The sequence below is a fragment of the Neobacillus sp. GCM10027624 genome, assembly GCF_042675345.1.
Lineage (GTDB): Bacteria > Bacillota > Bacilli > Bacillales > Cytobacillaceae > Neobacillus > Neobacillus cucumis_D.
The window spans coordinates 456,682-478,411 of record NZ_JBHTHD010000011.1 but is presented as its reverse complement, the minus strand read 5'-3'; the positions used below and the strand labels follow the sequence as shown (position 1 = coordinate 478,411).

Sequence of the window (21,730 nt, the reverse complement as noted above, 5' to 3'; positions counted from 1 at the left end):
CTTAGTTGTTGATTTTCGCTCCAATCAACATTTATGTACTTTAACACAGCCTTTCAATTAAAATTCGGAAGGAATTTATTATGCAGCGGATTATTGCACTGATTATATTATTGATTCCGGGTTTCTTAGCTGCTTTCGGTATTAAGCTAATGCGTGATATGACCTTTGGAATCCTGCAGCCGCCTATTCCCTATTTATCTCTGCAATTTTTGATCGGACTCATACTCTTTCTTGGCGGTTTAGGGTTTGTTGCGGGATTTATTTTTCATCGTGACCGCAAAAGAAACAAAGTTCAATCACGTTTCAGAGGTCCTGGAAACCCACGGTCTAACGACGGTAAAAAACCCAACTAAAAAGAGACCGCTTAGGGTCTCTTTTCATACTGTTTTCTTATTCTCAACGCCTTGACAGGGTCATCGGTAATGACGGATGTACAGTTAATCCTAAATAACCGATGAAGATCAGCATCATTATTAACAGTATAAGGCCTTACGGCAATTTCATTCTCCATTGTCCTTGTAATGATTTCATCACTGAGAGTTGAATACTTAGGATGGATCCCTTTTGCTCTGATGGATTGTGCATAAACCCATGGCATAAATAGTCCTTCTAAAAAGAGCGGAGCGGTTTCAATTTCCGGGCCCAGCCTGTAACAATGAACAATACTGTAATGATTAAAAGAGGAAATAATGATTCTATCCGTTAAGCCGTAATTTTGGATAAGCTCAATTACTTTTTCCTCCATGCCTTCGTAGGCAATAAGACCATTTTTTAATTCGATATTACATAGCAGCGTATTTGTCTGCATCCATTCAAGAACCTCGATTAAGGATGGAATGGTTTCTTTTTTTATGCCTTTTTTATTGGCGTTGAGCTTTCGAATATCTTTAAATAAAAAATCTTTTACAAACCCGTTTCCACTAGTGGTCCTGTTCACCTTTTCATCGTGGATGACGACGAGTTCACCATCTTTTGTCAATTGTACATCGAGTTCTAACCCATCCGCTCCTGCCTTTTCCGCTTCATAAAAGGCACTCATGGTATTTTCTGCGAATAGGGAGGAATAACCACGGTGAGCAAAAATTTCTGTCATGCCGTCACTTCCTAACTACTTATTAAATTGGAGGAATTTTATATGAAACCTTTACAAATAACCCCTGAAACAGCGATTAAACTTTCGGAAAAATTAAACGTTCCCATTGAACAAATTATGCATATGCCACAGCATATCCTTATCCAAAAATTAATGGAATTGGACAAGGAGCAAAAAAAGTAATTTTTAATCTACAGTCCTATCATATGCATTAAAATTTTGATAACCACCATATAAGAACGAAAAAAGCCCTCATTTTCAATAAATGAAGGCTTTTATTTATAGTTTTAAACGTTTCATGAAGCCATATGCTCTAATCGCAACTTATCTGCTACCATCGCAATAAATTCAGAGTTGGTTGGTTTTGCTTTTGACATGCTGACAGTATAGCCAAAAAGTGATGAAATGGAGTCAATGTTTCCACGGCTCCACGCTACTTCAATGGCATGACGAATCGCACGCTCAACACGGCTGGCTGTCGTGTTATATTTTTTGGCAATATCAGGATATAAGACCTTTGTAATCGATCCTAAAAGTTCAATGTCATTATAGACCATGGAAATCGCTTCACGTAAATACAAATACCCTTTAATATGGGCAGGTACACCGATTTCATGGATAATGCTCGTAATGCTGGCATCAAGGTTTTTTGGCTTTTGTTCCGCTTGCACACGGTAAGCTGAAGAAGGAGGTGCTTTTCTTGTTATCGCAGCATTTCTGCCGCTGACTTGACGAATGTGGTTACCCAGGTTTTCCATATCAAAAGGCTTTAAAATAAAATAAGATGCCCCCAGTTCAACGGCCTTCTTGGTAACATCCTCCTGACCAAAGGCAGTTAACATGATCACATTTGGCAAGGCACCTTTCTTTAAATCACGAAGGCGTTCTAAAACAGCTAAACCATCCAAATGGGGCATAATAATATCTAATACTAGTACGTCAGGATCTACTGACCCCAATAAATCTAAACATTCTTGACCATTATGAGCAATCCCTGCAACTTCCATATCTTCCTGGGATGAAATATATTCCTCTAATAATCCAACTAATTCCCTATTATCATCAACGACGCACACCTTTATTTTCTTCAACACCGTATTCCTCCTCAAATCCAATTGGTAAGTTCCATCTGTAGTCTCTATTTTCTATTGTAAATTAGAAATTCGACAATGCAACTAAAATTCCTTTCCTTTTTTTAATATTTCTTAAAATAGTGAGGAAATCTCAGTTTTTCTTAATTTTTCTCTTATTTTCGACGAATTTCGCCTTTTTGTCGAAAAATCTTTAAACTCGTAAAAAACAAATAGGCGAAACCGCCTATTTGTTTTTTATTATCAACTTTACGCCAAGGCACTTCTGCTTTTTAGCTTGCTTTTTCTTTCGGTGTATCATATATGTTAATTCCTGCTTCATCCAGCATCCATTCTATATGCACTCCGTATCCAGAGGTAGGATCGTTTACAAAAACATGGGTTACAGCACCGACAAGCTTCCCATTCTGGATAATTGGACTTCCACTCATCCCTTGAACAATTCCGCCTGTTTTTTCTAGAAGCTTTGGATCCGTTACTTTTATGACCATGCCTTTTGTTGCTGGAAACTTTTGCGGAATTGTGTTCACAATTTCAATATCAAATTCTTCAACCTGATCATTATTAACAACTGTCAAAATTTTTGCAGGGCCTTCTTTTACTTGATTCGATAATGCAATTGGCAATGGCTTATCCATTATACCATTTTTCAACGGTTTATTTAATTTCCCAAAAATGCCAAATGGGCTATTCTTTTGTATATTCCCAACAATTTCATGGTCTGAAGAAAAACGTGCAAGTTTTTCACCAGGGTCTCCGTTACTACCTTTTTCAATCGACGTAACGGTTGAACGGACAATCTGACCGTCTTCCACCACGATTGGCTTTTTCGTATCCATATCTGAAATCACATGTCCTAATGCACCATATTTTTTGGAATCTGGATGAACAAAGGTCATCGTTCCGATTCCTGCTGCCGAGTCCCTAATATATAATCCCAGTTTGTATGTGTTTTCCCCTTTGTCCTTTAAGGGGGTAAGTTTTGTCGTAAATTTACCGCTTTCACGGCTGATCACCAAGTTTAAAGCTTTACCATTTTCTCCTGCATCCTGTACAAATGGTGCAACATCTGCCATTTTTTCAATTTTAGTTCCATTAATTTTTGTAATAATATCTCCAACTTTAATACCAGCCATTTCACCAGGAGATTTTTTTCCATTTAACGTATTCACTAAATGATGCCCGACCACTAAGACACCTACGGTATTTAGTTTCACGCCAATTGACTGACCACCTGGAATTACTCGAAAATCTTTTAAAACCTTTACATCGACCTTTTTAATGGGGATTCCTGCAAACTCTAAAAGCATTTCATTACTGCCTTTTTCCTTTGCCTTTAAAGAAACTGAATGTTTATCCTGTGCAAGTGCGATACTTGAATTGTGAGAAACTAAAGCGGCTGACACCGGAGCAGCCTTTTGAAAATTATAATCTTGCCCTTCAAAGACAGTGATTGTCTTTGGTATTTCGAGGTATTGTTTAAGCGGTTGATTGAAAATAAAACTGATTAATGAAACAAGGAGAATTCCACCAATGATTTTTCTAATTATATCTAAATTCAAATCTTTTCACTCTCCTCGCTTCTTGTCCACAACTTCGAAATGGCTACATCTATAATTTTGCCTCGTTGACAAGCATTTATAACCTTCCTTCAATATAAAAAAGCTCCCCCTATTGGGAAGCTTTTCAATTTTTCTTATTTTTTGCAGCCATTAACAATAATTCCTCAGCATGTTTCTTTGTGAGGTCGGTGATTTCGACTCCGGAAATCATCCTTCCGATTTCTTTTATTTTTTCTTCGGCTTTAAGCGGTGTCACAGATGTCTTGGTCCTGCCACCCTTCGTAACCTTCGAAATAAACAAATGGGTGTCAGCCATAGCAGCAACCTGCGGTAGATGGGAGATACATAAAACCTGCGATGAATGTGCGACTTTATAAATTTTTTCAGCTATTGCCTGTGCGACCCTGCCGCTAACTCCTGTATCCACTTCATCAAATATAATTGACGTGACACCTTGATGTTTTGAAAAGATACTCTTTAAGGCAAGCATAATTCGTGAAAGTTCTCCCCCGGAAGCAATTTTCGATAATGGTTTAAGCGGTTCCCCGGGATTTGTCGAAAGATAAAATTCGATATGGTCGGCACCATTTTTTGCAAAATGCTTTATATCCTTCTCAAAGCGAATTTCAAAAATCGTTTTTGCCATATATAAATCCTTTAGTTCCTTATGTATAAGCTTTGTCAGCTTTTCCGCATATTTTTTACGAAGCTCAGTTAATTGCTTTGCTTCAAGAACTAAATCCTTTTGGATAGAGGCTAATTCTTTTTCTAATTTGTTAATATGTGTTTCTTTATTTTGTAATGTTTCAATTTCTTCTTCAATTTTCGCTGCATATTCTAAAATTTCCTGGATTGTCTTTCCATATTTTCGTTTCAACTGGTTTATTTCATTTAATCTGTCTTCGATTTCATTTAATCTTTGCGGATCGTATTCCAATTCATCCAATTCATTTCTTAATGCATGTGCAGCATCCTCAAGCTGATAGAAGCTGTTTGAAACTGCCTCATATAAATCTTTGTATTCTGTGTCTAGCCCTGCTGCATCCTCCAGATGCCCCATTACCATACTAATCCAATCCAAGCCCTTTTGTTCACCACTTAAGGCTGAATAACTGGATTGTATCGCTTCGAAAACCCGTTCAAAGTTTCCAAGCTTCCGTTTTTCCTCAAGTAACTCATCATCTTCATTAAGCTTTAAATTGGCATTTTGAATTTCGTTCAATTGAAATTGAATTAAATCAAGACGGTGTGCTGCCTGCTGCTCATTTTCACTTAACGCCTTTAGCTTTTGTAAAGTGTGTTCATATCGATGGAATACTTCCTGGTACTCACGGAGGGAGGAAAGGATTTCCTCGGAGCCGAATTGATCAAGCAATGATAAATGCTTGGTTTCATCCATTAATTCTTGGTGCTCATGTTGTCCATGGATATCAATCAATGTCGAACCGATTTCTCTTAAAGTAGAAATCGTCACAAGCTTTCCATTTATCCTGCAAACGCTTTTTCCGGAACAAGAGATATCCCTCCGTAAAACTACCATCCCTTCTTCAATATCAATCCCAAACTCCATTGCCTTTAAATAGCAAGGATGCCCATCATGATCTAATTGAAAAAGTCCTTCAATCTCAGCCTTTTCTTCACCATGCCGTACGAATTCTGCAGAACCTCTCCCGCCAACCAATAAATGTATCGCATCAATGATGATGGATTTTCCTGCTCCTGTCTCACCAGTTAACACCGTCAGGCCTTTTTCAAATGAAATGGAAGAGGCTTCGATAATGGCAAAGTTTTTTATCGATAGTTCTGATAACAAGGAACATTCCCCCAATTAAAGCATATCAAGAAACCTGTTTGTAATGATTTCTGTTTGTTCAGGTGTTCGGCAAATTATTAAAATGGTATCATCTCCACAGATGGTTCCCAGTACCTCATCCCAATCAAGATTGTCTAAAAGTGCCCCAATAGCCATTGCATTACCAGGTAAACACTTCATCACCAGTAAATGTCCAGCCGAGTCAATTCGAATAAAAGCATCCATTAAGGATCTTTTTAGTTTTTGAAGCGGATTAAATCGTTGATCAGCAGGAAGGCTGTATTTGTAACGGCCATCCAGCAACGGGACTTTCACCAAATGCAATTCTTTTATATCACGGGAAACAGTGGCCTGTGTTACATTGACGCCCGAATTTCTTAGTTCATCCACTAAATCATCCTGTGTTTCAATGTCATTATTGGCAATAATTTCCCTAATTTTAATATGGCGCTGACCTTTATTCATATTTTTCACCCCATAAACAGTAAAAACCATTTAAATATTATGTACAAAAATGTCGCTTCTACCCTTATGTTAGCCGATTTTGTAAGAGTTGTCATTTATTTTCCCAAAAACAGAAGGATAAGCGTATATTGCCTATCCTTCACCCGTTTGCTTTGTATGGAATTCCTGATGTGCAAGTTTAACAACCTTTGAAGGGTCCACAGGTAAATGGGTATTTTCTTTGTTTTCCTCTCCCCACCAGGAAAGATGAAGAAGGAATTCAATATTCCCGTCTCCTCCAGTAATAGGTGAAAAAGATAAATTTTTAACCCGATACCCTTGCTCAAGTGAAAAATTAATGATTTTGGTTACAACCTGCAAATGGACCTTTTCATCGCGAACAATTCCCTTTTTGCCAACTTGCTCCCGTCCTGCCTCAAATTGCGGTTTAACAAGTGCAATGATATCACTTTGAGGTACTAAGAGAGTTTTGAGCACTGGCAAAATCAAGGTCAACGAAATAAATGATACATCGATGGTTGCAAAATTCGGCATTCCTGCTATTAAATCCGCCGGAGTCACATAGCGGAAATTTGTTCTCTCCATTACGACCACACGGTCATCCTGCCGGAGTTTCCACGCTAACTGGTTATAACCAACATCCAGCGCATAGGACATTTTTGCTCCGTTTTGCAGGGCACAATCAGTAAATCCACCTGTAGATGCACCAATATCCAATAAAATCTTATCCACAACTGAAACATCAAATACTTTCAGGGCCTTTTCAAGTTTTAATCCTCCGCGGCTTACATAAGGAATAAGGTTTCCCTTAACCGTAAGTGGGATATCTGTGTTTACTTTTTCCCCGGGTTTATCTAAGCGTTCCTCATTTGTATAAACAAGACCGGCCATAACTGCTCTTTTTGCTTTTTCCCGTGTTTCTATAAGTCCTCTTTCGACCAGTAAAACATCTATTCGTTCTTTATTTTTCATGATCTAAGCCCTTTGTTGTTTTTTTCGTGCCAGAATGGTTAATCTTTTAACGACTTCCTTGGTAGTCATGCCGATTTCCTCAAGCAGGGAACCAACATCTCCATGTTCAATAAATTGATCCGGAATTCCAATCCTATCAATTACGTGACTGTAATAACCATGGTCATGAGCGAATTCAAGTACTGCACTGCCAAAACCACCTTGAAGTACTGCTTCTTCTATTGTTAACAACGGTATATTTTTATCTAATAAATTTGTCAGTATTTTTTCATCAAGAGGTTTTATAAATCTTGCATTGACTACATTAACTGAAATTCCTTGTTTTTCAAGATTATCCGCAGCCTCCATTGCCATAGGAATTGTTGTACCAAAGGTTAATATCGCCGCATCATCGCCTTCCTTTAGTACCTCCCACGTTCCAATCGGGATATTCTTAAATTGTTCATCCATCGGTACGCCTAGACCATTTCCACGCGGGAACCTCATAGCAATTGGGCCATTATCATATTGAAGTGCTGTATAAACCATGTGCTGGCCTTCATTTTCATCCTTTGGCATCATCAAAACAATGTTCGGAACATGCCTTAAAAAGGCAATATCAAAGACACCTTGATGTGTCTCGCCATCTGCACCAACAAGACCAGCGCGATCTATTCCAATAAAAACATTTAAGTTTTGACGACAAATATCATGAACCACTTGATCATAAGCACGCTGTAAAAAGGTCGAATAGATTGCTAAAAAAGGCTTCATATTTTGTGTTGCCAATCCTGCAGCAACTGTTGCGGCATGCTGCTCGGCGATTCCCACATCATACATCCGTTCAGGGAATTCACTTGCAAATCCTTCCAGTTTGGACCCAACAGGCATTGCCGGGGTAATTGCCACAATTCTTTTATCTTCCCGTGCCAGCTTACGCACCGTTTCACTGACCAAGCTGCTCCATGCCGGAGGTGCTTTGTCCGGTTTGACAAACGCTCCAGTGTCCATTTTATATGGGCCAGTTCCATGCCAAGTCCCTTTTGTATCTCGTTCTGCAGGGGTATACCCTTTCCCTTTTTTTGTAATCACATGGAGAAGGACTGGTCCCTCTGTTTTTTTAGCATAACTAAAATTATCGAATAAATCTTCAAAGCTATGACCATCGACTGGACCCAGATAGGTAAAGCCGAGTTCTTCAAAAAACACTCCAGATACAAGCAAATATTTTAAGCTGTCTTTAATTCTTTCGGCAGTTGCCGCAAGTACACCGCCAACAGCAGGAATCTTTTTCAATAATCCTTCAAGTTCGTCCTTAGCCCATTGATATTTTCCAGCTGTGCGTAATTGTCCAAGAATATTGTGAAGTGCACCAACATTCGGTGCAATGGACATTTCATTATCGTTCAAAATAACAATCATATCTTTCTTTTCGTGGCCAATATGATTTAACGCCTCTAAGGCCATACCGCCTGTTAATGCGCCGTCCCCAATCACCGGTACTACAAACGATTTTTCCTTTTTTAAATCGCGAGCAATCGCCATACCCATAGCGGCAGAAAGTGATGTCGAACTATGCCCGGTTTCCCAAACATCATGTTCACTTTCCACACGCTTAGGGAATCCACATAATCCTTTAAATTGTCTTAATGTATCGAAATCACATGCCCTGCCGGTTAAAATTTTATGAACATAGGACTGATGTCCGACATCCCAAATAAGTTTATCTTTAGGACTATCGAAGCATTTGTGTAATGCAATGGTTAATTCAACTACACCTAAATTCGGTCCAATATGGCCTCCCGTAACAGACAGCTTTTCAATCAAGAATTGGCGAATTTCTTGACTCAAAACCTCCAATTCTTTATTTGACATCCCTTTTAAAAAGGAAGGGTCTTTAATTGATAACAGATCCATTTGGGACCACTCACTTTCATCCTTTTTCTATCTAAACATTTTAGTAAGGTTTGTTTTCACTAGAAATTTTCAACTATTTAAAAATAGCCGCTAACACACAAGTGATAACGGCATTGTCAACGTTTTCTTCATTAAAACACATTATATCATAACGAAAAGAATGCCTCAAATACCTATAACGACTCACGATGCTGCTGCAGCATCTCCGCTTTTTAATGGTCTCTAGAAGCCACTAAATCGGTTATTTCAATAAGAAGGGATGTATTCAAGCCCGTTCGTTCCAAGTAACGCTTCGACTCGTCAATATGATGATGCAATGCCTTTTTTGCCCCATCCATTGTTAATAATTGTGGATATGTGCTTTTATGGTTGGACGTATCACTTCCGACCGGTTTGCCTAGTAATTCCGGATTACCTTCTAAGTCCAAAATATCGTCCTGAATTTGAAACGCCAATCCAAGATGATGCGCAAAAGCTCTCAAATTCTCCAATTGATCCTCGTCTGCTTGTGCAAGTAATGCACCAGCATGAACACTGAAGCCTAAAAGCTTACCTGTTTTATGAATATGTATATACTCCAGTTCTTCAAGAGAAAGCTCTTTATTTTCCCCTTCCATATCAGCGACTTGCCCGCCTACCATGCCTTCCGCTCCCGCTGCTTTCGCAAACTCAACCATCAATTTTAATTTTGTATCTGAACTGGCCGCTTCATTTGGAATCATTCCCAATACTTCAAAGCTATAGGTTAAAAGAGCATCCCCTGCCAAAATCGCAGTAGCCTCACCAAAAACCTTATGATTAGTCAGTTTACCGCGCCTATAATCATCATCATCCATACTTGGCAGATCATCATGGATTAAGGAATAGGTATGAACCATTTCAACAGCTGCTGCAGCTAGCAGCCCTTTTTTCGGGTCATTGTCAAATGCAGCGAGAGTTGCAAATAATAATAGCGGACGAATCCTCTTTCCTCCAGCTTCGAGGGAATAGTGCATTGCCTTTTTTATGATAGGGGGTGCTTCAAGCCAGTCAACTAATTTGCGGAGTTCCGCTTCAAGCAGATTTTTATATTCATTTGCAAATTCATCGAGTAACCGATTTCCCACAATTTATTCCTCCTCTTTGATTGAAAAATTTTCCGTTCGCCCATCCTCCGTAATGATCTGTGTTAATTGTTCTTCAACATTTTTTAATTTGTCGTGACATAACTTAGAGAGTTCCATTCCCTCTTTATAAATAAGAATGGCCTCTTCTAACGGAACATCTCCTTCTTCAAGCCTATCCACAATTTGCTCTAATTTATTCATTGCTTCTTCAAAGGATAATTGTTTTTCATTCACCACTTTTTTCACTCTCCCTCTTATCCTCAACCTTACAAACTAAACTTCCATCCGCTAATTGGATTTCAACTGATTCATCTTTATTTACCTGATGAACACTCTTAACCAGTCTGTTGTCATCTGTATAAACAAGACTATAACCCCGTTCCATTATTTTTAAAGGGCTTAAAGCTTTTAATGTTGAAATCATTCGATCAAATTCTGTTTGTTTTTTCATTAAGATTTGCATCATCGCTCGATTGATTTCTTTTTGTGTCCGGTTAAATTGTTTTTCCGCTTCCAGTACTAATACTTTCGGAGATTTTAGCTGCAGTCTCTTATAAACCGTTTCGTATTGTCCTGATTTTAATGCTGACAGACGGGTAAGACCACGTTCAAGCGATTCCGTTAATTTATCCACTTGCTCCAGCTTTTGTTCATAAAGTCGAAGTGGATATCGAAAAGCGTAGGATTTTTGCACACGAGAAAAACGCTGCTTTTCTGTCCGGAATTTTTCATTCATTGCTCTTAAAAGCCGGGTTTGACGCTGCAGAACCCTTTCCATAAGCTCCTCAATATGAGGGACTGCGAGTTCCGCAGCAGCCGTTGGTGTAGGTGCGCGCAGGTCGGCCACAAAATCTGCGATGGTAAAATCCGTTTCATGTCCTACAGCAGAGATAACCGGTATAGAAGAAGCATAAATCGCCCGGGCAACTAATTCTTCATTAAAGGCCCATAGCTCCTCAATCGAACCTCCGCCACGGCCGACAATGAGTACATCAATCGCTTCGAGTTTATTTGCTTTTTCAATCGCTCCAGCAATCGAGGGTGCAGCGTTTTCACCTTGTACAAGCGCTGGAAAAACAAGGATTTTGACTATGGGATAACGCCTTTTTATGGTGGTAATAATATCCCTGATGGCCGCTCCTGTTTGGGAGGTGATGACCCCAACCGTTTTTGGATAGGCTGGAATCGGCCTTTTTTTATCTATTGCAAATAATCCTTCCGATTCAAGCCTTTTCTTCAGCTGTTCATAGGCTAAAAATAGTTCTCCAATACCGTCAGGCCGCATTTCCTTTATATAAATTTGATATTGTCCGCTTGGTTCATAGACAGATATGTCCCCTTTTACAATAACCTTCATCCCGTTTTCAGGTGAAAATTTCATCGCTCTTGAATGGCTAGAAAACATAACAGCCAGAATGCGTGCTTTTTCATCTTTTAAAGTAAGGTACATGTGTCCGCTTGAATGCTGCTTAAAATTCGAAATTTCACCGCGAACATGAACATCCTGTAAATGGGGATCAGCATCAAATTTTCTTTTTATGTATTTGGTTAAGGCATTAACTGATAAGTACCTTTGCTCCTGCATAGCTAACTCCTTTAGAGTTTTTAACATAACCATAAAACTGTCCTTACCCATTATATATATAGTTCTCCATTTTGTCCGCAATCTACGGGAAATGAAGGAAAATATACATGAAAGATAAGGACCATTGGGTATATTCTTTTATTTACTTTGTTTTGTAAACTTATTCATTCGGAAGCTTTTCTTTCACTTTTGAAAGAACGCCATTGATAAAGCGGCTTGATTGTTCATCACCGTAAATTTTTGAGATTTCAATTGCTTCATCTAAAATGACATTTTCCGGAACTTCGTTTCGTGCAAAGTTTAATTCGTATACAGCGATTCTCAGTAGGTTTCGGTCAACAACAGCCACGCGGTCTAATGTCCACTTTTCTAAGTTTTCTTTAATCAATTGATCAATCGTATTTTTTTGTTCTACGACTCCTAAAACAAGTTTGTTTAAATAGTCGTCATTCGTTTCCCCGTCCAAAACATGTTCGATTGCCGATTCCGGGTCCACATTGCTTACATCGATTTGGAAAAGGGCTTGTAATGCCTTTTCTCTAGCTGTTCTTCTTTTCATTATACAGTTAACTCCTTTTAGAGACATTGATAAAAGTCTGTCCATTCATGTTCCATTATTTTAGTTTGTAATCACATAAAAAATATAATAGCATAACTAAAAATGATTCGCACTGTACGAGCAAATTTTTTTAAAATTAAGCTCTGTTAATAGTTGTTGATTTCCGCTCCAATCAACGTTGTTCAAAAATCAACATTGTCCTTTTCACAGCCTTAAATTAAAAAACCAAAGGATTTCTCCTTTGGTTTTGGCTATTATAGTTCTTGTTCGATTTCTGGTTCGCTTTTTTGATTTTCAAATTGGATACCAACTACGTGAATGTTGATTTCTTCCGCATCTAAGGCGGTCATATTTAACAAGGCTTGTCGGATATTATCTTGAATCTTTTGTGCAACTGCAGGAATGGACACCCCAAATTTCATCACACAATAGACATCTACTTTGATTCCTGATTCGGTTAATTCGACTTTAACACCTTTTCCATGATTCTTTTTCCCTAACCGCTCTACTACACCTGCGGCAAAGTTTCCTCTCATGGAGGCTACGCCTTCTACCTCTGAAGCAGCAATCCCTGCAATTACTTCAATCACTTCCGGTGCAATTTCCACTTTACCAAGTCCGTTGTTTCCTTGCTCCATTTCCAAGATACTAAACTCACTCATTTTTAGAACACCTCCAGATTTTAGACTGACTTCATCACATCGTGCAATTCTAAAAACTTCGTATTGAACTGGCCTTCTACAAATTTTTCATGTTCAAGAAGTTTTAAATGAAACGGAATTGTCGTATGGATTCCTTCAACAATAAATTCGCTTAATGCCCGTTTCATTCTTGCAATTGCCTCTTCCCTGGTGTTTCCATATGTGATGACTTTCGCAATCATGGAATCGTAGTAAGGCGGAATTGAATATCCCGGATATGCAGCAGAATCAACCCGAACCCCTAAGCCGCCAGGAGGTAAATACATATGGATTTTTCCTGGGGATGGCATAAAATTCTTCTCCGGATTTTCTGCATTAATTCGGCATTCAATTGCCCAACCCGTGAAGGTAACATCCTGTTGTTTCAAAGATAATTTTTCTCCGGAAGCTACTCGTATTTGTTCTTTAATGAGATCTGTTCCAGTGACCAATTCAGTTACAGGATGCTCTACCTGTATTCTTGTATTCATTTCCATAAAATAAAATTTTCGATTGCGGTAGTCATATATAAATTCTACCGTGCCTGCACCAGAATAATCAACTGCTTTCGCCGCTTTTACTGCTGCATTACCCATTTCTTCACGAATTTCCCCGTCCAAGGCAGGTGAAGGGGTCTCTTCAAGTAATTTCTGCAGTCTCCGTTGGATGGAACAATCCCTTTCACCCAAATGAATGGTATTGCCATAATTATCTGCAAGCACCTGTATTTCAACATGGCGGAAATCCTCAATATATTTTTCAATATATACACCAGGGTTACCAAATGCTGTTAGGGCTTCCTGCTGGGTGATATTAATTCCCTTAATTAATTCTTGTTCATTCTTGGCGATCCGAATTCCTTTTCCACCGCCCCCGGCTGTTGCTTTAATGATGACCGGATAATTTATCTTTTCTACAAGTTCAAGCGCCTGTTCAATATCCTCTATGATTCCAGTTGAGCCGGGAACAATTGGAACGCCTGCTTCCCGCATGGTTTCTCTTGCGATGTCCTTTGTTCCCATTTTTGTGATGGCTTCAGGGCTTGGGCCGACAAATGTGATATTGCAATCACGGCAAAGCTCAGCAAAAGCTGCATTTTCAGCAAGAAAACCATAACCAGGGTGAATCGCATCACAGGCAGTTAATTTTGCTACACTTATAATATTTGTAAAGTTTAAATAACTATCTTTTGATGAGGTGGGTCCAATACAATAGGCCTCATCCGCTAATTGTACATGCAGTGCTTCACGGTCTGCTTCGGAAAAAACGGCAACTGTTTCAATCCCCATTTCCCTGCAGGCGCGAATAATTCTAACTGCAATTTCTCCTCTGTTTGCAATTAACAGCTTTTTTATCATTCTGTTACCGCTCCTTATTCAGGCTTTACTAAAAATAATGGCTGTCCGTATTCCACTAATTGTCCATCTTTCGCAAGAACTTCGACAATTTCTCCGTTTACTTCTGCTTCAATTTCATTGAATAATTTCATCGCCTCAACGATACAAACAATGGAATCCTTAGAAACCTTTGAACCTGCTTTAACATAGACATCAGCATCTGGTGATGGGGAGGCATAGAAAGTCCCTACCATTGGAGAAGTAATTTTGTGAAGGTTGGAAGTATCCGCTTGAACAGGAGCTTCTGTTACCGGTTCTTGTTTGATTTCTTGCACCGGTGTAACTGGTGCTGCCGGTTGTACAGGCGCTGCTTGAACAGGTTGTGCTGCAGGAACTTCAGTATGTACGACTGGTTGAACCGTAGTGACGACAGAAGTCACATTTTTCTTCATTTGAATTTTTGAACCTTCATTTTCATAAACAAATTCATCAATACTGGATTGATCAACTAATTTAATTAACTCACGAATTTCTTGTACCTTTAACATTGAGTAACACTCCTTGTACCACTATATTAAGACTAGCTACTAATACTATACGATACTATCTTATAAAAGTTCAACAATCTATATTTTTTCTCCTTCTTCAATAACCTTCAAATTCATTTTAATCTTTATTTAACTAAAAGTAAAAAAAGGGTGGGAAAGTGGGTGACAGGCACCGCCCGTGGACTTTTCAGCAAAAGTGTCCGCACCAGGTGGACACTCTACAAACCAAAAAGAAGGAAAGCTTTGTACTTTCCCTTCTTTGGTTTGGTTCTTATTTTGTTGGCTGGAATTCAACGGCAACGTAATTGGTATCGCCAATTTCCTTTTTAACCTGTTGAATGATATCGTTTGCTGCAGTTGCTGATGGTTGTTTCTTTGATTTTACTGTCACGCGGACTTGGTTTCCTTCGGCTCTGACAAGAGCATCCTCATATCCCATCGTTTTAATTAGTGTTTCAAGAATTTCTTCTTTTTGAGCTGTTTTATTTAGTTCTTTCATTTGATCCATCGCTTCGCTTCTTTTATCGGCAGGAAGATCTGTACTAGCCATTTGAGCTGTTAAATCTTCTTGTAATTGACTGCGTTCATCTTGCAATTTTAAACGAAGTGCTTCAAATTCATCATCACCGGCAATCTGGGAGATAATGGTCTTATCATCTTTAGCATTTGTTTTAGCCGTGGATTTTGAATTCATTTCTTTTTGATCCATTTGATCTTTTGCTTTTTGTTGTACAGCTGTAAGTTCATTACTATTTTTTTGCTCTGGTGAAGTAATATAATACACCGATAATACAACCACCAAACTTAACATTGTTAATAACCAAACCGTTTGTTTTTTCAATAGCATGAATAAATCCCCCTCTTATTTTTTTGGCATGACAGCAACTCGGTGGCTTGGAACCCCAAGCGCCCTTGTTACTGCTTCAATAATCCATTTTTTCACTTGAATATTTTCTGCACCTCGGGCAACAACTAGTACACCGCGAATTTCAGGCTTTTTTGTTTCTGTCACAATTGGAGTCTCTTTTTCGCCGTCTCGGATGATAACAAGCTGTTCATCTGTAGAAGATTCCTGAACCTTTCGTTGTCCACCTTCACGATCGGTTTCTTCTGTTGTTTGCGATTTTGTAACCCTATTCTTTTCAAGCACTCGCTGATCTGTAGAGTCAATATTTACAACGACAGTGACATCTTTGACTCCAAGCATATTCTCTAGAGCCTTCTTCAACTGCTCCTCATAAGCTTGTTCATATTCATGGATGGTTTTATTTCCAGTTGATTTTCCCAATCCAAAGGCCGGTACATCACTCGCTGGCTGGTTATCACTTTTCATAGCTGGAACATCCGGTGCCGCTGAGTCCGTTTTAAATAGGACATTCCCAACAAGCATAAAGGCTGCTCCGATACAGAGAACCAGGAGCATATACTGATATTTGCCTGCTTTTTTATTAGTGCTTCCGTCTTTTTTAAGTAAATTCTTTAACCATGTTAATGGTCCTTGGTTTTTATCCATTTTTGTTATTAATCCCCCCTTCAATCGAAACTTCTAGTGATTTCTCAGCAACATCCCATTTCTTAGAAAGAAATGCAGCAACCTTTGCTGTGTCTTCTGCTGAAACATTGGATGAAAGAGGTGTTTCTGTGTTGATGTCCACTTGTTTGATCGCTTCGACTGTCTGTTCCGATGTTTCTGGATGCTTCAGAAGAACCGTTATCTTTTGGATGTTTTCAGGGAAGGCTTGGTCACTTTCTTTATTCGTTGCAATGTCTATGTCTGCAATTTCTAATCCGTAGTTTTCCATCAACTCCTCCTTAACGTCCTTTTTTAATTGGACACGCATTTGTTCTAAAATATATGCATGTTGAGAGTCTTGTATTTCTTTTTTCTTTGAATCTATTAAATTTTTTATATTTTTTTCTCCAGGCGTTTGATTTGATGGGATGGACACAAGCGTTGTTTCAAAGTCCTTGGAGATTAATTTAAAAATGGGGGTAAGGATAATGGCGATTAACAATAATCCTGTTACCATCTTTACGTACTTTTGCATACTGGAATTGGGTAGAAGCATATCGATTACAGTTGCCAGGAGGACAAATAGAATAATATTTGTTACCCACTCTTTTATAAACTCCATATCGCTCCCCTCCCTATCGCATCATCATGGTCAGATTTCCTGCCGCCACTATTACCGTTATACTTAAAAAAAACATCAATGAAACAATACCCAATGCAGCAAAAACATAGATTACACTTTTGCTGATAATATCAAGACAGCTGATTATTGGACCGCCGCCCAATGGCTGTAAGATAGCAGCTGCAAATTTATAAATAAACGCAATCATTAGTATTTTTAGAGCCGGGAATGCGACGATAATTAACAGGATTGCCACACCGGCTATTCCGACCGTATTTTTTAGCAGAGTTGAAGCACTGATGATTGTGTCAGAAGCATCAGTAAAAATTCTGCCAATGACGGGGATAAAGTTCCCCGTTATAAACTTTGCTGTTCGAATTGCGACACCGTCAGTAACTGCAGCCGATGCCCCTTGTACGGAAATAACTCCAAGAAAAACCGTTAAAAAAAGACCCATTAATCCAATACTCCAGTTTCGAAGCAGCTGCGCAAGCTGAGTGACCTTATATTGATCTGACATGGTGCTAACAATACTTAGCAATGTCGCCAAAAAAAGAAGCGGAAGAATCACATATTGCATAAACAAACCACTTGTATTCATTAAAAAAAGGATCACCGGATGAAAAAATGCTGCTGAAACAACCCCGCCTGTAGCGGCAATTAGAGCTAATAGAAGCGGAATAAGGGCCAGTACAAATGAAATCATCGTCCCAATGGCTTCGTTTGTATAGTTGATCACAACATGAAAACTATTTAAAGCAAGAATCACCATGACCATATAAACGATCGCATAAGCTACTTTACTGATGGCACTTTTCTCAAAAGCATTCTGCATGGACTGTAGAAACATACTGAAAACGGTAAGCATGATGATTGATCCAAGGAGCTTCCCGTTGGCAACAAATTCATGGAATGCAAACTTTAAAACTCCTTGTCCCCATTGCTTGAAAGAAAACTTTTTTTCTCCTTTGATAAAATCATATAGGCTGCCTTTTTGGCTTTCTGGCAGAAATCCGTCATATTTGGTTTGAATATCTTCCCAAAATTGCTTCAACTCTGTTAAATCCATTGATTTTAACTGGGAATCTACCAATTCTTGAGGTGCAAGAGGTGTTGACGTTTCTTTTGTATCCTGCGATGGATCCTGTGAGGCTTGGACATTTGGAACATGTAAAAAAAATACGAAAAGAATAATAATAGGAATAATCTGCCACCATTGCTTCATTTAGAATTTCACCTCAATTTAATGGCATCTTTAACTGGGAATCAGTTTTATAATCGTTTCAATCATGACAGTTAGAATCGGTATGGCCATAGCAAGGATCAAAATTTTCCCTGCTAATTCAATTTTTGAAGCGAGTGCTCCTTGGCCTGCATCCTTTGTAATTTGCGAAGCAAATTCAGCAATATAAGCAATACCAATGATTTTCAAAATGGTTTCCACATAAACCAGATTTACATTTGCATTTACAGCCAGCTTCTCAAGCATATGGATAATTTCGTAAATCTTGTCTACTAAAAATAAAAAAATGGTACAGCCAACAAATACGATTAAGAGAAAGGCAAAATTGGGTTTCTGCTCTTTAATGATTAAGGCAAGAAAGGTTGCCACTAGAGCTAACCCGACTATTTTTACGATTTCAATGGCAGAGCCCCCCTTTCTATTGGAACAAGAAGACAGATTTTATTTTTTGGAAAAGATCATCCACGATGGATGCCACTTGAAATAAAATATAGATAAAACCAAATAACGTCACCCACTGGGCGTATTCCTTTTTACCAACCTGGTCTAGGACTGTATGCAAAAAGGCAACAACAATCCCCACCCCAGCGATTTTAAAAATAATATCCACTTCTAACCCCATTGCAGCTCCCCCTAGAATAATAAAATGATTAATAATAATCCTGACAGGAATCCCAGGCTTTTTACCATTTTTTCGTATTTTGACTGTCTATCAAGCGCATCTGCTTCTTCTCTCTCTAAATGCGAAAGAGTCAGCATGATATGTTTTTGCTGGGAATAGCGGTCGTGTCTGCCAAGCGTTTCCCCAAATTGCTTCATAATCTCAAATTCACCTTGCTTTAAGGCTGTTGATTTCCATACCTCTTTCAAACTTGATTCCCAAGCCTCTTTTACTGTTGTTTCCGAATCTGTAAGCTTCTTTGCAAAGGATTCGAAAAAACCGGATAAAGGTTTTGAGAGCTGATCAGAGAGTCTTCTTGCCGCTTCATGCAATGGTGTGTGCCCATACATAATTTCAGCTTCTAGTGATTGCAGACTAGAACGCAGCATTCGAAGCTGCCTTGGTCTTTCGCTGAAATTTCGTGATGCTTCAAAACCTGTCCAAGTGGTTGCAATAATAATGAAAATGGCACCAATAATTTTAATCATTTATGTCACTCTCACTTTTTGAATCAGTTCTTTTCCTTCTCCATCCAATAGATGTGTAACCGTTCCGGGTCCTTTATCCCTGCTAAGGACAATGAATCGGCGAAAGATGTTTTGCTCAAGTATTCCTTTAAGTGAGGGCCTATTTTTTATTTCTTCAAGACTAGTTCCATGCGTGGTCATCATCAGTTTTATTCCTGCATGAACTGCCTCCTGAATCGCCTCCGCATCTTCCTTTCGGCCAATTTCATCCACAATTAAAACATCCGGACTCATCGAACGAATCATCATCATCATTCCCTCTGCTTTTGGACAGGCATCTAAAACATCCACACGATTCCCAAAGGTCAACTGCGGAACACCGTTAACACACCCAGCTATTTCACTTCGTTCGTCCACAATACCTACCTTGTTTGCCTGGATCCCTTTTGTATAAACCCCGGTGGAAATGATTCGGGCAAAATCACGCAGCAAGGTTGTTTTCCCTGTTTGCGGGGGCCCAATCACCATCGTATTCATCCAAGTATCCTTATAAATAAAGGAAATAAATGGATCAGCAATTCCCACCTTCTCTCTGGCAATTCGAATATTAAAAGAAGAAATATCCCTAATTGCCTTGACCCTGCCGTCCTCAAGAATGACCTTTCCAGCAAGTCCAATCCGATGCCCTCCAGAAACGGTTATATATCCCCGTTTAAGTTCTTCCTCAAGGGTATAGATGGAAAAGTGGCTTATTTTATTCATTAAATGGAAGGCATCCTCCTGCTGAATTCGATACGATAGGAACTGGGGAGCTCCTTTCGTCGTAATTTCAATCGGCCGATTTATGCGAATTCGGATTTCTTCTAGCTCTTCTTTTTGATTAGGAGGGAGTTTACTGATTAGGTCTGCAATATTTTTTGGTAAAAAGTGAAGAATTGTTTCCACAATGTATCCTCCTTGTTGTTGCTTGTCTCATTATTTAAAATGTATGCCTTTTAAGGCGCAATATGACTTTCAAATCAGGCTATTCTTTCAAAATTTCATTTCCTTCTATTTTTTTCAGCCTAAATGATAGACGGTAAGAACCCCTTAAGGAATACTTCCTGCTTTGCAACAGTATTTTATAAAAAGAACATTGGAGGGGGGAGTCAACAAATGTATCGTTACCAACAACCGGATCGTATAGGTAAAAACCATGTCATAAAAGTTACCGGGGAAGGGGAGCTTGCAGTGCAGCCTGATATGGCCAACGTAAATTTAGGTGTCATGACCGAGAATAAGGTATTGATGGAGGCACAGCAGCAAAATTCAGAGGCGGTTAACAAGTTAATTCAATCACTATTATCCTTAGGGGTTCCTCGAAAGAATCTACAAACCTTTGATTATAGAATTGATTCCGAATATGATTTTGAGCAAGGGAAACAAACTTTTCGCGCATATAAAGTGACCTATATACTTAAAGTGAAATTAGAGGATTTAACATCAATTGGCAGGGTAATCGATACCGCGGTTCAAAACGGGGCTAACTATGTAGCAAATGTTCAATTTTCATTAAAAAATAAAGATGGGATTTATCAAAAAGCGCTTTCCCTCGCAATAAATAAGTCTATTGAAAAAGCTAAAACCATTGCAAACACGTTAAGGGTAACATTGAATCCAACTCCTAATTTGGTCATTGAAGACGGAACGCTTCCACCTCCTATTTTGAATCCTCAAATGACCTATGTGAAAGGGATTAGCTCCACTCAATTTGAACCCGGCGAACTTATAGTCAAAGCAACGATTTCAGCTGAATTCGAATATTAAAAAAGGATGGAATCGGGATATAGACGATTCCATCCTTTTTTCATTTACTAGTCATACTTTTTAACAAAATTATAAAGCTGCATTTCGGTTACCGGGCCATTATAGTGTTCACGGATCACACCATTTTTGTCAATCACAAAGGTTTCAGGCTGTCCTGTGACATTATATAATTTTGATATTTTAGCATTGTAATCAAAGACATAGGTTGCGGGTGTATTATATTTTTTCAAAAACTTCTTAACCCGGTCGATTGTTTCGCCTCTGTTCACCATAATCAATTTATATTGATCACCGTAATCTTTTGCAAAAGCTTCTAGTTCCGGTGCTTCCTCCTTACATGGTGCACACCATGTTGCAAAGTAATTCAAAACAACCACTTGACCGCGAAAGTCAGAAAGCTTTGTATTACTGCCTGCCAAATTTGGCAATTTAAAATTATAAGCTTGATCCCCTACATCTGTATGCTTCGCCTTACTCACTAAACTATAGGCGAAGAAGGCAAACATTCCAATTAAAAGGATCAACACGACTGATTTGATGACACGCTGGTTCATCGCATATCCTCCAAATTCCTACTTATTTATCCAGCTGTTTCAAGAACTCGATTTCTTTTTTAAGCTTGCTTTGTTTCTTGTCAATCACAAACAAATATGAAAATATAATCACCCAGGCAACCGAATAAGCAGCATACATAAATTCATAATTCATTTT

27 protein-coding genes are annotated in these 21,730 nt (G+C 38.7%); 3 read left to right on the top strand and 24 right to left on the bottom strand.

Going from position 1 to position 21,730, the window contains the following annotated elements; all coding sequences use genetic code 11:
- The first annotated feature begins 80 nt into the window (after positions 1–80).
- On the top strand, positions 81–353 hold the full coding sequence (locus ACFQZ9_RS18715) for a DUF2627 domain-containing protein (protein ID WP_198309130.1): 273 nt from the start codon (positions 81–83) through the stop codon (positions 351–353).
- Between the two features lie 11 nt (positions 354–364).
- Here ACFQZ9_RS18715 and ACFQZ9_RS18710 read toward each other — a convergent pair whose 3' ends face one another.
- Positions 365–1,093, bottom strand: coding sequence for a glycerophosphodiester phosphodiesterase (locus tag ACFQZ9_RS18710; RefSeq protein WP_498944890.1), 729 nt, complete (start codon positions 1,091–1,093; stop codon positions 365–367).
- Between the two features lie 42 nt (positions 1,094–1,135).
- On the opposite strand from ACFQZ9_RS18710, the gene ACFQZ9_RS18705 reads away from it, so the two are divergent.
- On the top strand, positions 1,136–1,276 hold the full coding sequence (locus tag ACFQZ9_RS18705) for a YycC family protein (RefSeq protein WP_133335711.1): 141 nt from the start codon (positions 1,136–1,138) through the stop codon (positions 1,274–1,276).
- Positions 1,277–1,389: 113 nt separating this feature from the next.
- Here the strand turns inward: ACFQZ9_RS18705 and spo0A are convergent, their stop codons facing one another.
- The 21 genes from spo0A to spoIIIAA all read right to left on the bottom strand — a co-directional run bounded on the left by spo0A (position 1,390) and on the right by spoIIIAA (position 20,158).
- Complete coding sequence (gene spo0A, locus ACFQZ9_RS18700) at positions 1,390–2,184, bottom strand: sporulation transcription factor Spo0A (protein WP_198309559.1); 795 nt, start codon at positions 2,182–2,184, stop codon at positions 1,390–1,392.
- Positions 2,185–2,456: 272 nt separating this feature from the next.
- Positions 2,457–3,746 carry a SpoIVB peptidase gene (gene spoIVB, locus ACFQZ9_RS18695; protein WP_498944889.1) on the bottom strand — a complete coding sequence of 430 codons (1,290 nt, stop codon included), beginning with the start codon at positions 3,744–3,746 and terminating at the stop codon, positions 2,457–2,459.
- Positions 3,747–3,870: 124 nt separating this feature from the next.
- Positions 3,871–5,559, bottom strand: a complete 1,689-nt coding sequence (gene recN / locus ACFQZ9_RS18690; RefSeq protein ID WP_498944888.1) for a DNA repair protein RecN — start codon at positions 5,557–5,559, stop codon at positions 3,871–3,873.
- 15 nt (positions 5,560–5,574) lie between these two features.
- Complete coding sequence (gene ahrC / locus ACFQZ9_RS18685; protein ID WP_026572571.1) at positions 5,575–6,024, bottom strand: transcriptional regulator AhrC/ArgR; 450 nt, start codon at positions 6,022–6,024, stop codon at positions 5,575–5,577.
- Positions 6,025–6,156: 132 nt separating this feature from the next.
- Positions 6,157–6,996 carry a TlyA family RNA methyltransferase gene (locus ACFQZ9_RS18680; protein ID WP_498944887.1) on the bottom strand — a complete coding sequence of 280 codons (840 nt, stop codon included), beginning with the start codon at positions 6,994–6,996 and terminating at the stop codon, positions 6,157–6,159.
- 3 nt (positions 6,997–6,999) lie between these two features.
- Positions 7,000–8,892: a 1-deoxy-D-xylulose-5-phosphate synthase gene (gene dxs / locus ACFQZ9_RS18675; RefSeq protein ID WP_498944886.1), complete on the bottom strand. Its 1,893-nt coding sequence runs from the start codon at positions 8,890–8,892 to the stop codon at positions 7,000–7,002.
- Between the two features lie 212 nt (positions 8,893–9,104).
- Entirely contained in the window at positions 9,105–9,998 is an 894-nt protein-coding gene (locus ACFQZ9_RS18670; RefSeq protein ID WP_498944885.1) for a polyprenyl synthetase family protein, read from the bottom strand.
- Between the two features lie 3 nt (positions 9,999–10,001).
- The gene (locus ACFQZ9_RS18665) at positions 10,002–10,235 is read right to left on the bottom strand and encodes an exodeoxyribonuclease VII small subunit (RefSeq protein ID WP_198309135.1); all 234 of its coding nucleotides are present in this window, start codon (positions 10,233–10,235) and stop codon (positions 10,002–10,004) included.
- Entirely contained in the window at positions 10,225–11,583 is a 1,359-nt protein-coding gene (xseA, locus tag ACFQZ9_RS18660; RefSeq protein WP_498945186.1) for an exodeoxyribonuclease VII large subunit, read from the bottom strand. The genes ACFQZ9_RS18665 and xseA overlap by 11 nt, the downstream gene beginning before the upstream one ends.
- 160 nt (positions 11,584–11,743) lie before the next feature.
- Complete coding sequence (nusB, locus tag ACFQZ9_RS18655; protein ID WP_198309136.1) at positions 11,744–12,142, bottom strand: transcription antitermination factor NusB; 399 nt, start codon at positions 12,140–12,142, stop codon at positions 11,744–11,746.
- A 254-nt stretch (positions 12,143–12,396) separates the two neighbouring features.
- Positions 12,397–12,804 (bottom strand): Asp23/Gls24 family envelope stress response protein, encoded by a 408-nt coding sequence (locus tag ACFQZ9_RS18650; RefSeq protein WP_026572564.1) that lies wholly within the window; start codon positions 12,802–12,804, stop codon positions 12,397–12,399.
- Positions 12,805–12,824: 20 nt separating this feature from the next.
- The gene (accC, locus tag ACFQZ9_RS18645) at positions 12,825–14,180 is read right to left on the bottom strand and encodes an acetyl-CoA carboxylase biotin carboxylase subunit (RefSeq protein WP_198309138.1); all 1,356 of its coding nucleotides are present in this window, start codon (positions 14,178–14,180) and stop codon (positions 12,825–12,827) included.
- Between the two features lie 14 nt (positions 14,181–14,194).
- Positions 14,195–14,707: an acetyl-CoA carboxylase biotin carboxyl carrier protein gene (accB, locus tag ACFQZ9_RS18640; RefSeq protein WP_198309139.1), complete on the bottom strand. Its 513-nt coding sequence runs from the start codon at positions 14,705–14,707 to the stop codon at positions 14,195–14,197.
- Between the two features lie 271 nt (positions 14,708–14,978).
- Positions 14,979–15,554: a SpoIIIAH-like family protein gene (locus ACFQZ9_RS18635; RefSeq protein ID WP_198309140.1), complete on the bottom strand. Its 576-nt coding sequence runs from the start codon at positions 15,552–15,554 to the stop codon at positions 14,979–14,981.
- 15 nt (positions 15,555–15,569) lie between these two features.
- A complete protein-coding gene (gene spoIIIAG, locus ACFQZ9_RS18630; RefSeq protein WP_498944884.1) occupies positions 15,570–16,220 on the bottom strand; it encodes a stage III sporulation protein AG in 651 nt (216 codons plus the stop codon).
- Entirely contained in the window at positions 16,213–16,842 is a 630-nt protein-coding gene (gene spoIIIAF / locus ACFQZ9_RS18625; RefSeq protein ID WP_498944883.1) for a stage III sporulation protein AF, read from the bottom strand. Before spoIIIAF ends, spoIIIAG begins: the two co-directional genes overlap by 8 nt.
- Positions 16,843–16,855: 13 nt before the next feature.
- Complete coding sequence (gene spoIIIAE, locus ACFQZ9_RS18620; protein WP_498944882.1) at positions 16,856–18,067, bottom strand: stage III sporulation protein AE; 1,212 nt, start codon at positions 18,065–18,067, stop codon at positions 16,856–16,858.
- A gap of 30 nt (positions 18,068–18,097) precedes the next feature.
- Positions 18,098–18,487, bottom strand: coding sequence for a stage III sporulation protein AD (gene spoIIIAD, locus ACFQZ9_RS18615; RefSeq protein ID WP_133335686.1), 390 nt, complete (start codon positions 18,485–18,487; stop codon positions 18,098–18,100).
- Between the two features lie 16 nt (positions 18,488–18,503).
- Positions 18,504–18,707: a stage III sporulation protein AC gene (spoIIIAC, locus tag ACFQZ9_RS18610; protein WP_007084610.1), complete on the bottom strand. Its 204-nt coding sequence runs from the start codon at positions 18,705–18,707 to the stop codon at positions 18,504–18,506.
- Positions 18,708–18,718: 11 nt separating this feature from the next.
- Complete coding sequence (gene spoIIIAB, locus ACFQZ9_RS18605; protein ID WP_198309144.1) at positions 18,719–19,234, bottom strand: stage III sporulation protein SpoIIIAB; 516 nt, start codon at positions 19,232–19,234, stop codon at positions 18,719–18,721.
- The gene (gene spoIIIAA, locus ACFQZ9_RS18600) at positions 19,235–20,158 is read right to left on the bottom strand and encodes a stage III sporulation protein AA (protein ID WP_198309145.1); all 924 of its coding nucleotides are present in this window, start codon (positions 20,156–20,158) and stop codon (positions 19,235–19,237) included.
- Between the two features lie 210 nt (positions 20,159–20,368).
- Here spoIIIAA and ACFQZ9_RS18595 point away from each other — a divergent pair, with 210 nt between their 5' ends.
- Positions 20,369–21,019 (top strand): SIMPL domain-containing protein, encoded by a 651-nt coding sequence (locus ACFQZ9_RS18595; protein ID WP_498944881.1) that lies wholly within the window; start codon positions 20,369–20,371, stop codon positions 21,017–21,019.
- A 47-nt stretch (positions 21,020–21,066) separates the two neighbouring features.
- Here ACFQZ9_RS18595 and ACFQZ9_RS18590 read toward each other — a convergent pair whose 3' ends face one another.
- Both ACFQZ9_RS18590 and ACFQZ9_RS18585 read right to left on the bottom strand, forming a co-directional pair.
- Positions 21,067–21,573 (bottom strand): TlpA family protein disulfide reductase, encoded by a 507-nt coding sequence (locus ACFQZ9_RS18590; RefSeq protein ID WP_498944880.1) that lies wholly within the window; start codon positions 21,571–21,573, stop codon positions 21,067–21,069.
- A gap of 22 nt (positions 21,574–21,595) precedes the next feature.
- On the bottom strand, positions 21,596–21,727 hold the full coding sequence (locus ACFQZ9_RS18585; protein ID WP_081810626.1) for a CcmD family protein: 132 nt from the start codon (positions 21,725–21,727) through the stop codon (positions 21,596–21,598).
- Between the last annotated feature and the right edge of the window lie 3 nt (positions 21,728–21,730).

Coding starts and splice junctions, on each gene's coding strand:
- ACFQZ9_RS18715 (WP_198309130.1), top strand. CDS start 81: ATGCAGCGGATTATTGCACTGATTATATTATTGATTCCGGGTTTCTTA.
- ACFQZ9_RS18710 (WP_498944890.1), bottom strand. CDS start 1,093: ATGACAGAAATTTTTGCTCACCGTGGTTATTCCTCCCTATTCGCAGAA.
- ACFQZ9_RS18705 (WP_133335711.1), top strand. CDS start 1,136: ATGAAACCTTTACAAATAACCCCTGAAACAGCGATTAAACTTTCGGAA.
- ahrC (WP_026572571.1), bottom strand. CDS start 6,024: ATGAATAAAGGTCAGCGCCATATTAAAATTAGGGAAATTATTGCCAAT.
- ACFQZ9_RS18680 (WP_498944887.1), bottom strand. CDS start 6,996: ATGAAAAATAAAGAACGAATAGATGTTTTACTGGTCGAAAGAGGACTT.
- dxs (WP_498944886.1), bottom strand. CDS start 8,892: ATGGATCTGTTATCAATTAAAGACCCTTCCTTTTTAAAAGGGATGTCA.
- xseA (WP_498945186.1), bottom strand. CDS start 11,583: ATGCAGGAGCAAAGGTACTTATCAGTTAATGCCTTAACCAAATACATA.
- nusB (WP_198309136.1), bottom strand. CDS start 12,142: ATGAAAAGAAGAACAGCTAGAGAAAAGGCATTACAAGCCCTTTTCCAA.
- ACFQZ9_RS18650 (WP_026572564.1), bottom strand. CDS start 12,804: ATGAGTGAGTTTAGTATCTTGGAAATGGAGCAAGGAAACAACGGACTT.
- accC (WP_198309138.1), bottom strand. CDS start 14,180: ATGATAAAAAAGCTGTTAATTGCAAACAGAGGAGAAATTGCAGTTAGA.
- accB (WP_198309139.1), bottom strand. CDS start 14,707: ATGTTAAAGGTACAAGAAATTCGTGAGTTAATTAAATTAGTTGATCAA.
- ACFQZ9_RS18635 (WP_198309140.1), bottom strand. CDS start 15,554: ATGCTATTGAAAAAACAAACGGTTTGGTTATTAACAATGTTAAGTTTG.
- spoIIIAG (WP_498944884.1), bottom strand. CDS start 16,220: ATGGATAAAAACCAAGGACCATTAACATGGTTAAAGAATTTACTTAAA.
- spoIIIAF (WP_498944883.1), bottom strand. CDS start 16,842: ATGGAGTTTATAAAAGAGTGGGTAACAAATATTATTCTATTTGTCCTC.
- spoIIIAE (WP_498944882.1), bottom strand. CDS start 18,067: ATGAAGCAATGGTGGCAGATTATTCCTATTATTATTCTTTTCGTATTT.
- spoIIIAC (WP_007084610.1), bottom strand. CDS start 18,707: ATGGGGTTAGAAGTGGATATTATTTTTAAAATCGCTGGGGTGGGGATT.
- spoIIIAB (WP_198309144.1), bottom strand. CDS start 19,234: ATGATTAAAATTATTGGTGCCATTTTCATTATTATTGCAACCACTTGG.
- ACFQZ9_RS18595 (WP_498944881.1), top strand. CDS start 20,369: ATGTATCGTTACCAACAACCGGATCGTATAGGTAAAAACCATGTCATA.
- ACFQZ9_RS18590 (WP_498944880.1), bottom strand. CDS start 21,573: ATGAACCAGCGTGTCATCAAATCAGTCGTGTTGATCCTTTTAATTGGA.
- ACFQZ9_RS18585 (WP_081810626.1), bottom strand. CDS start 21,727: ATGAATTATGAATTTATGTATGCTGCTTATTCGGTTGCCTGGGTGATT.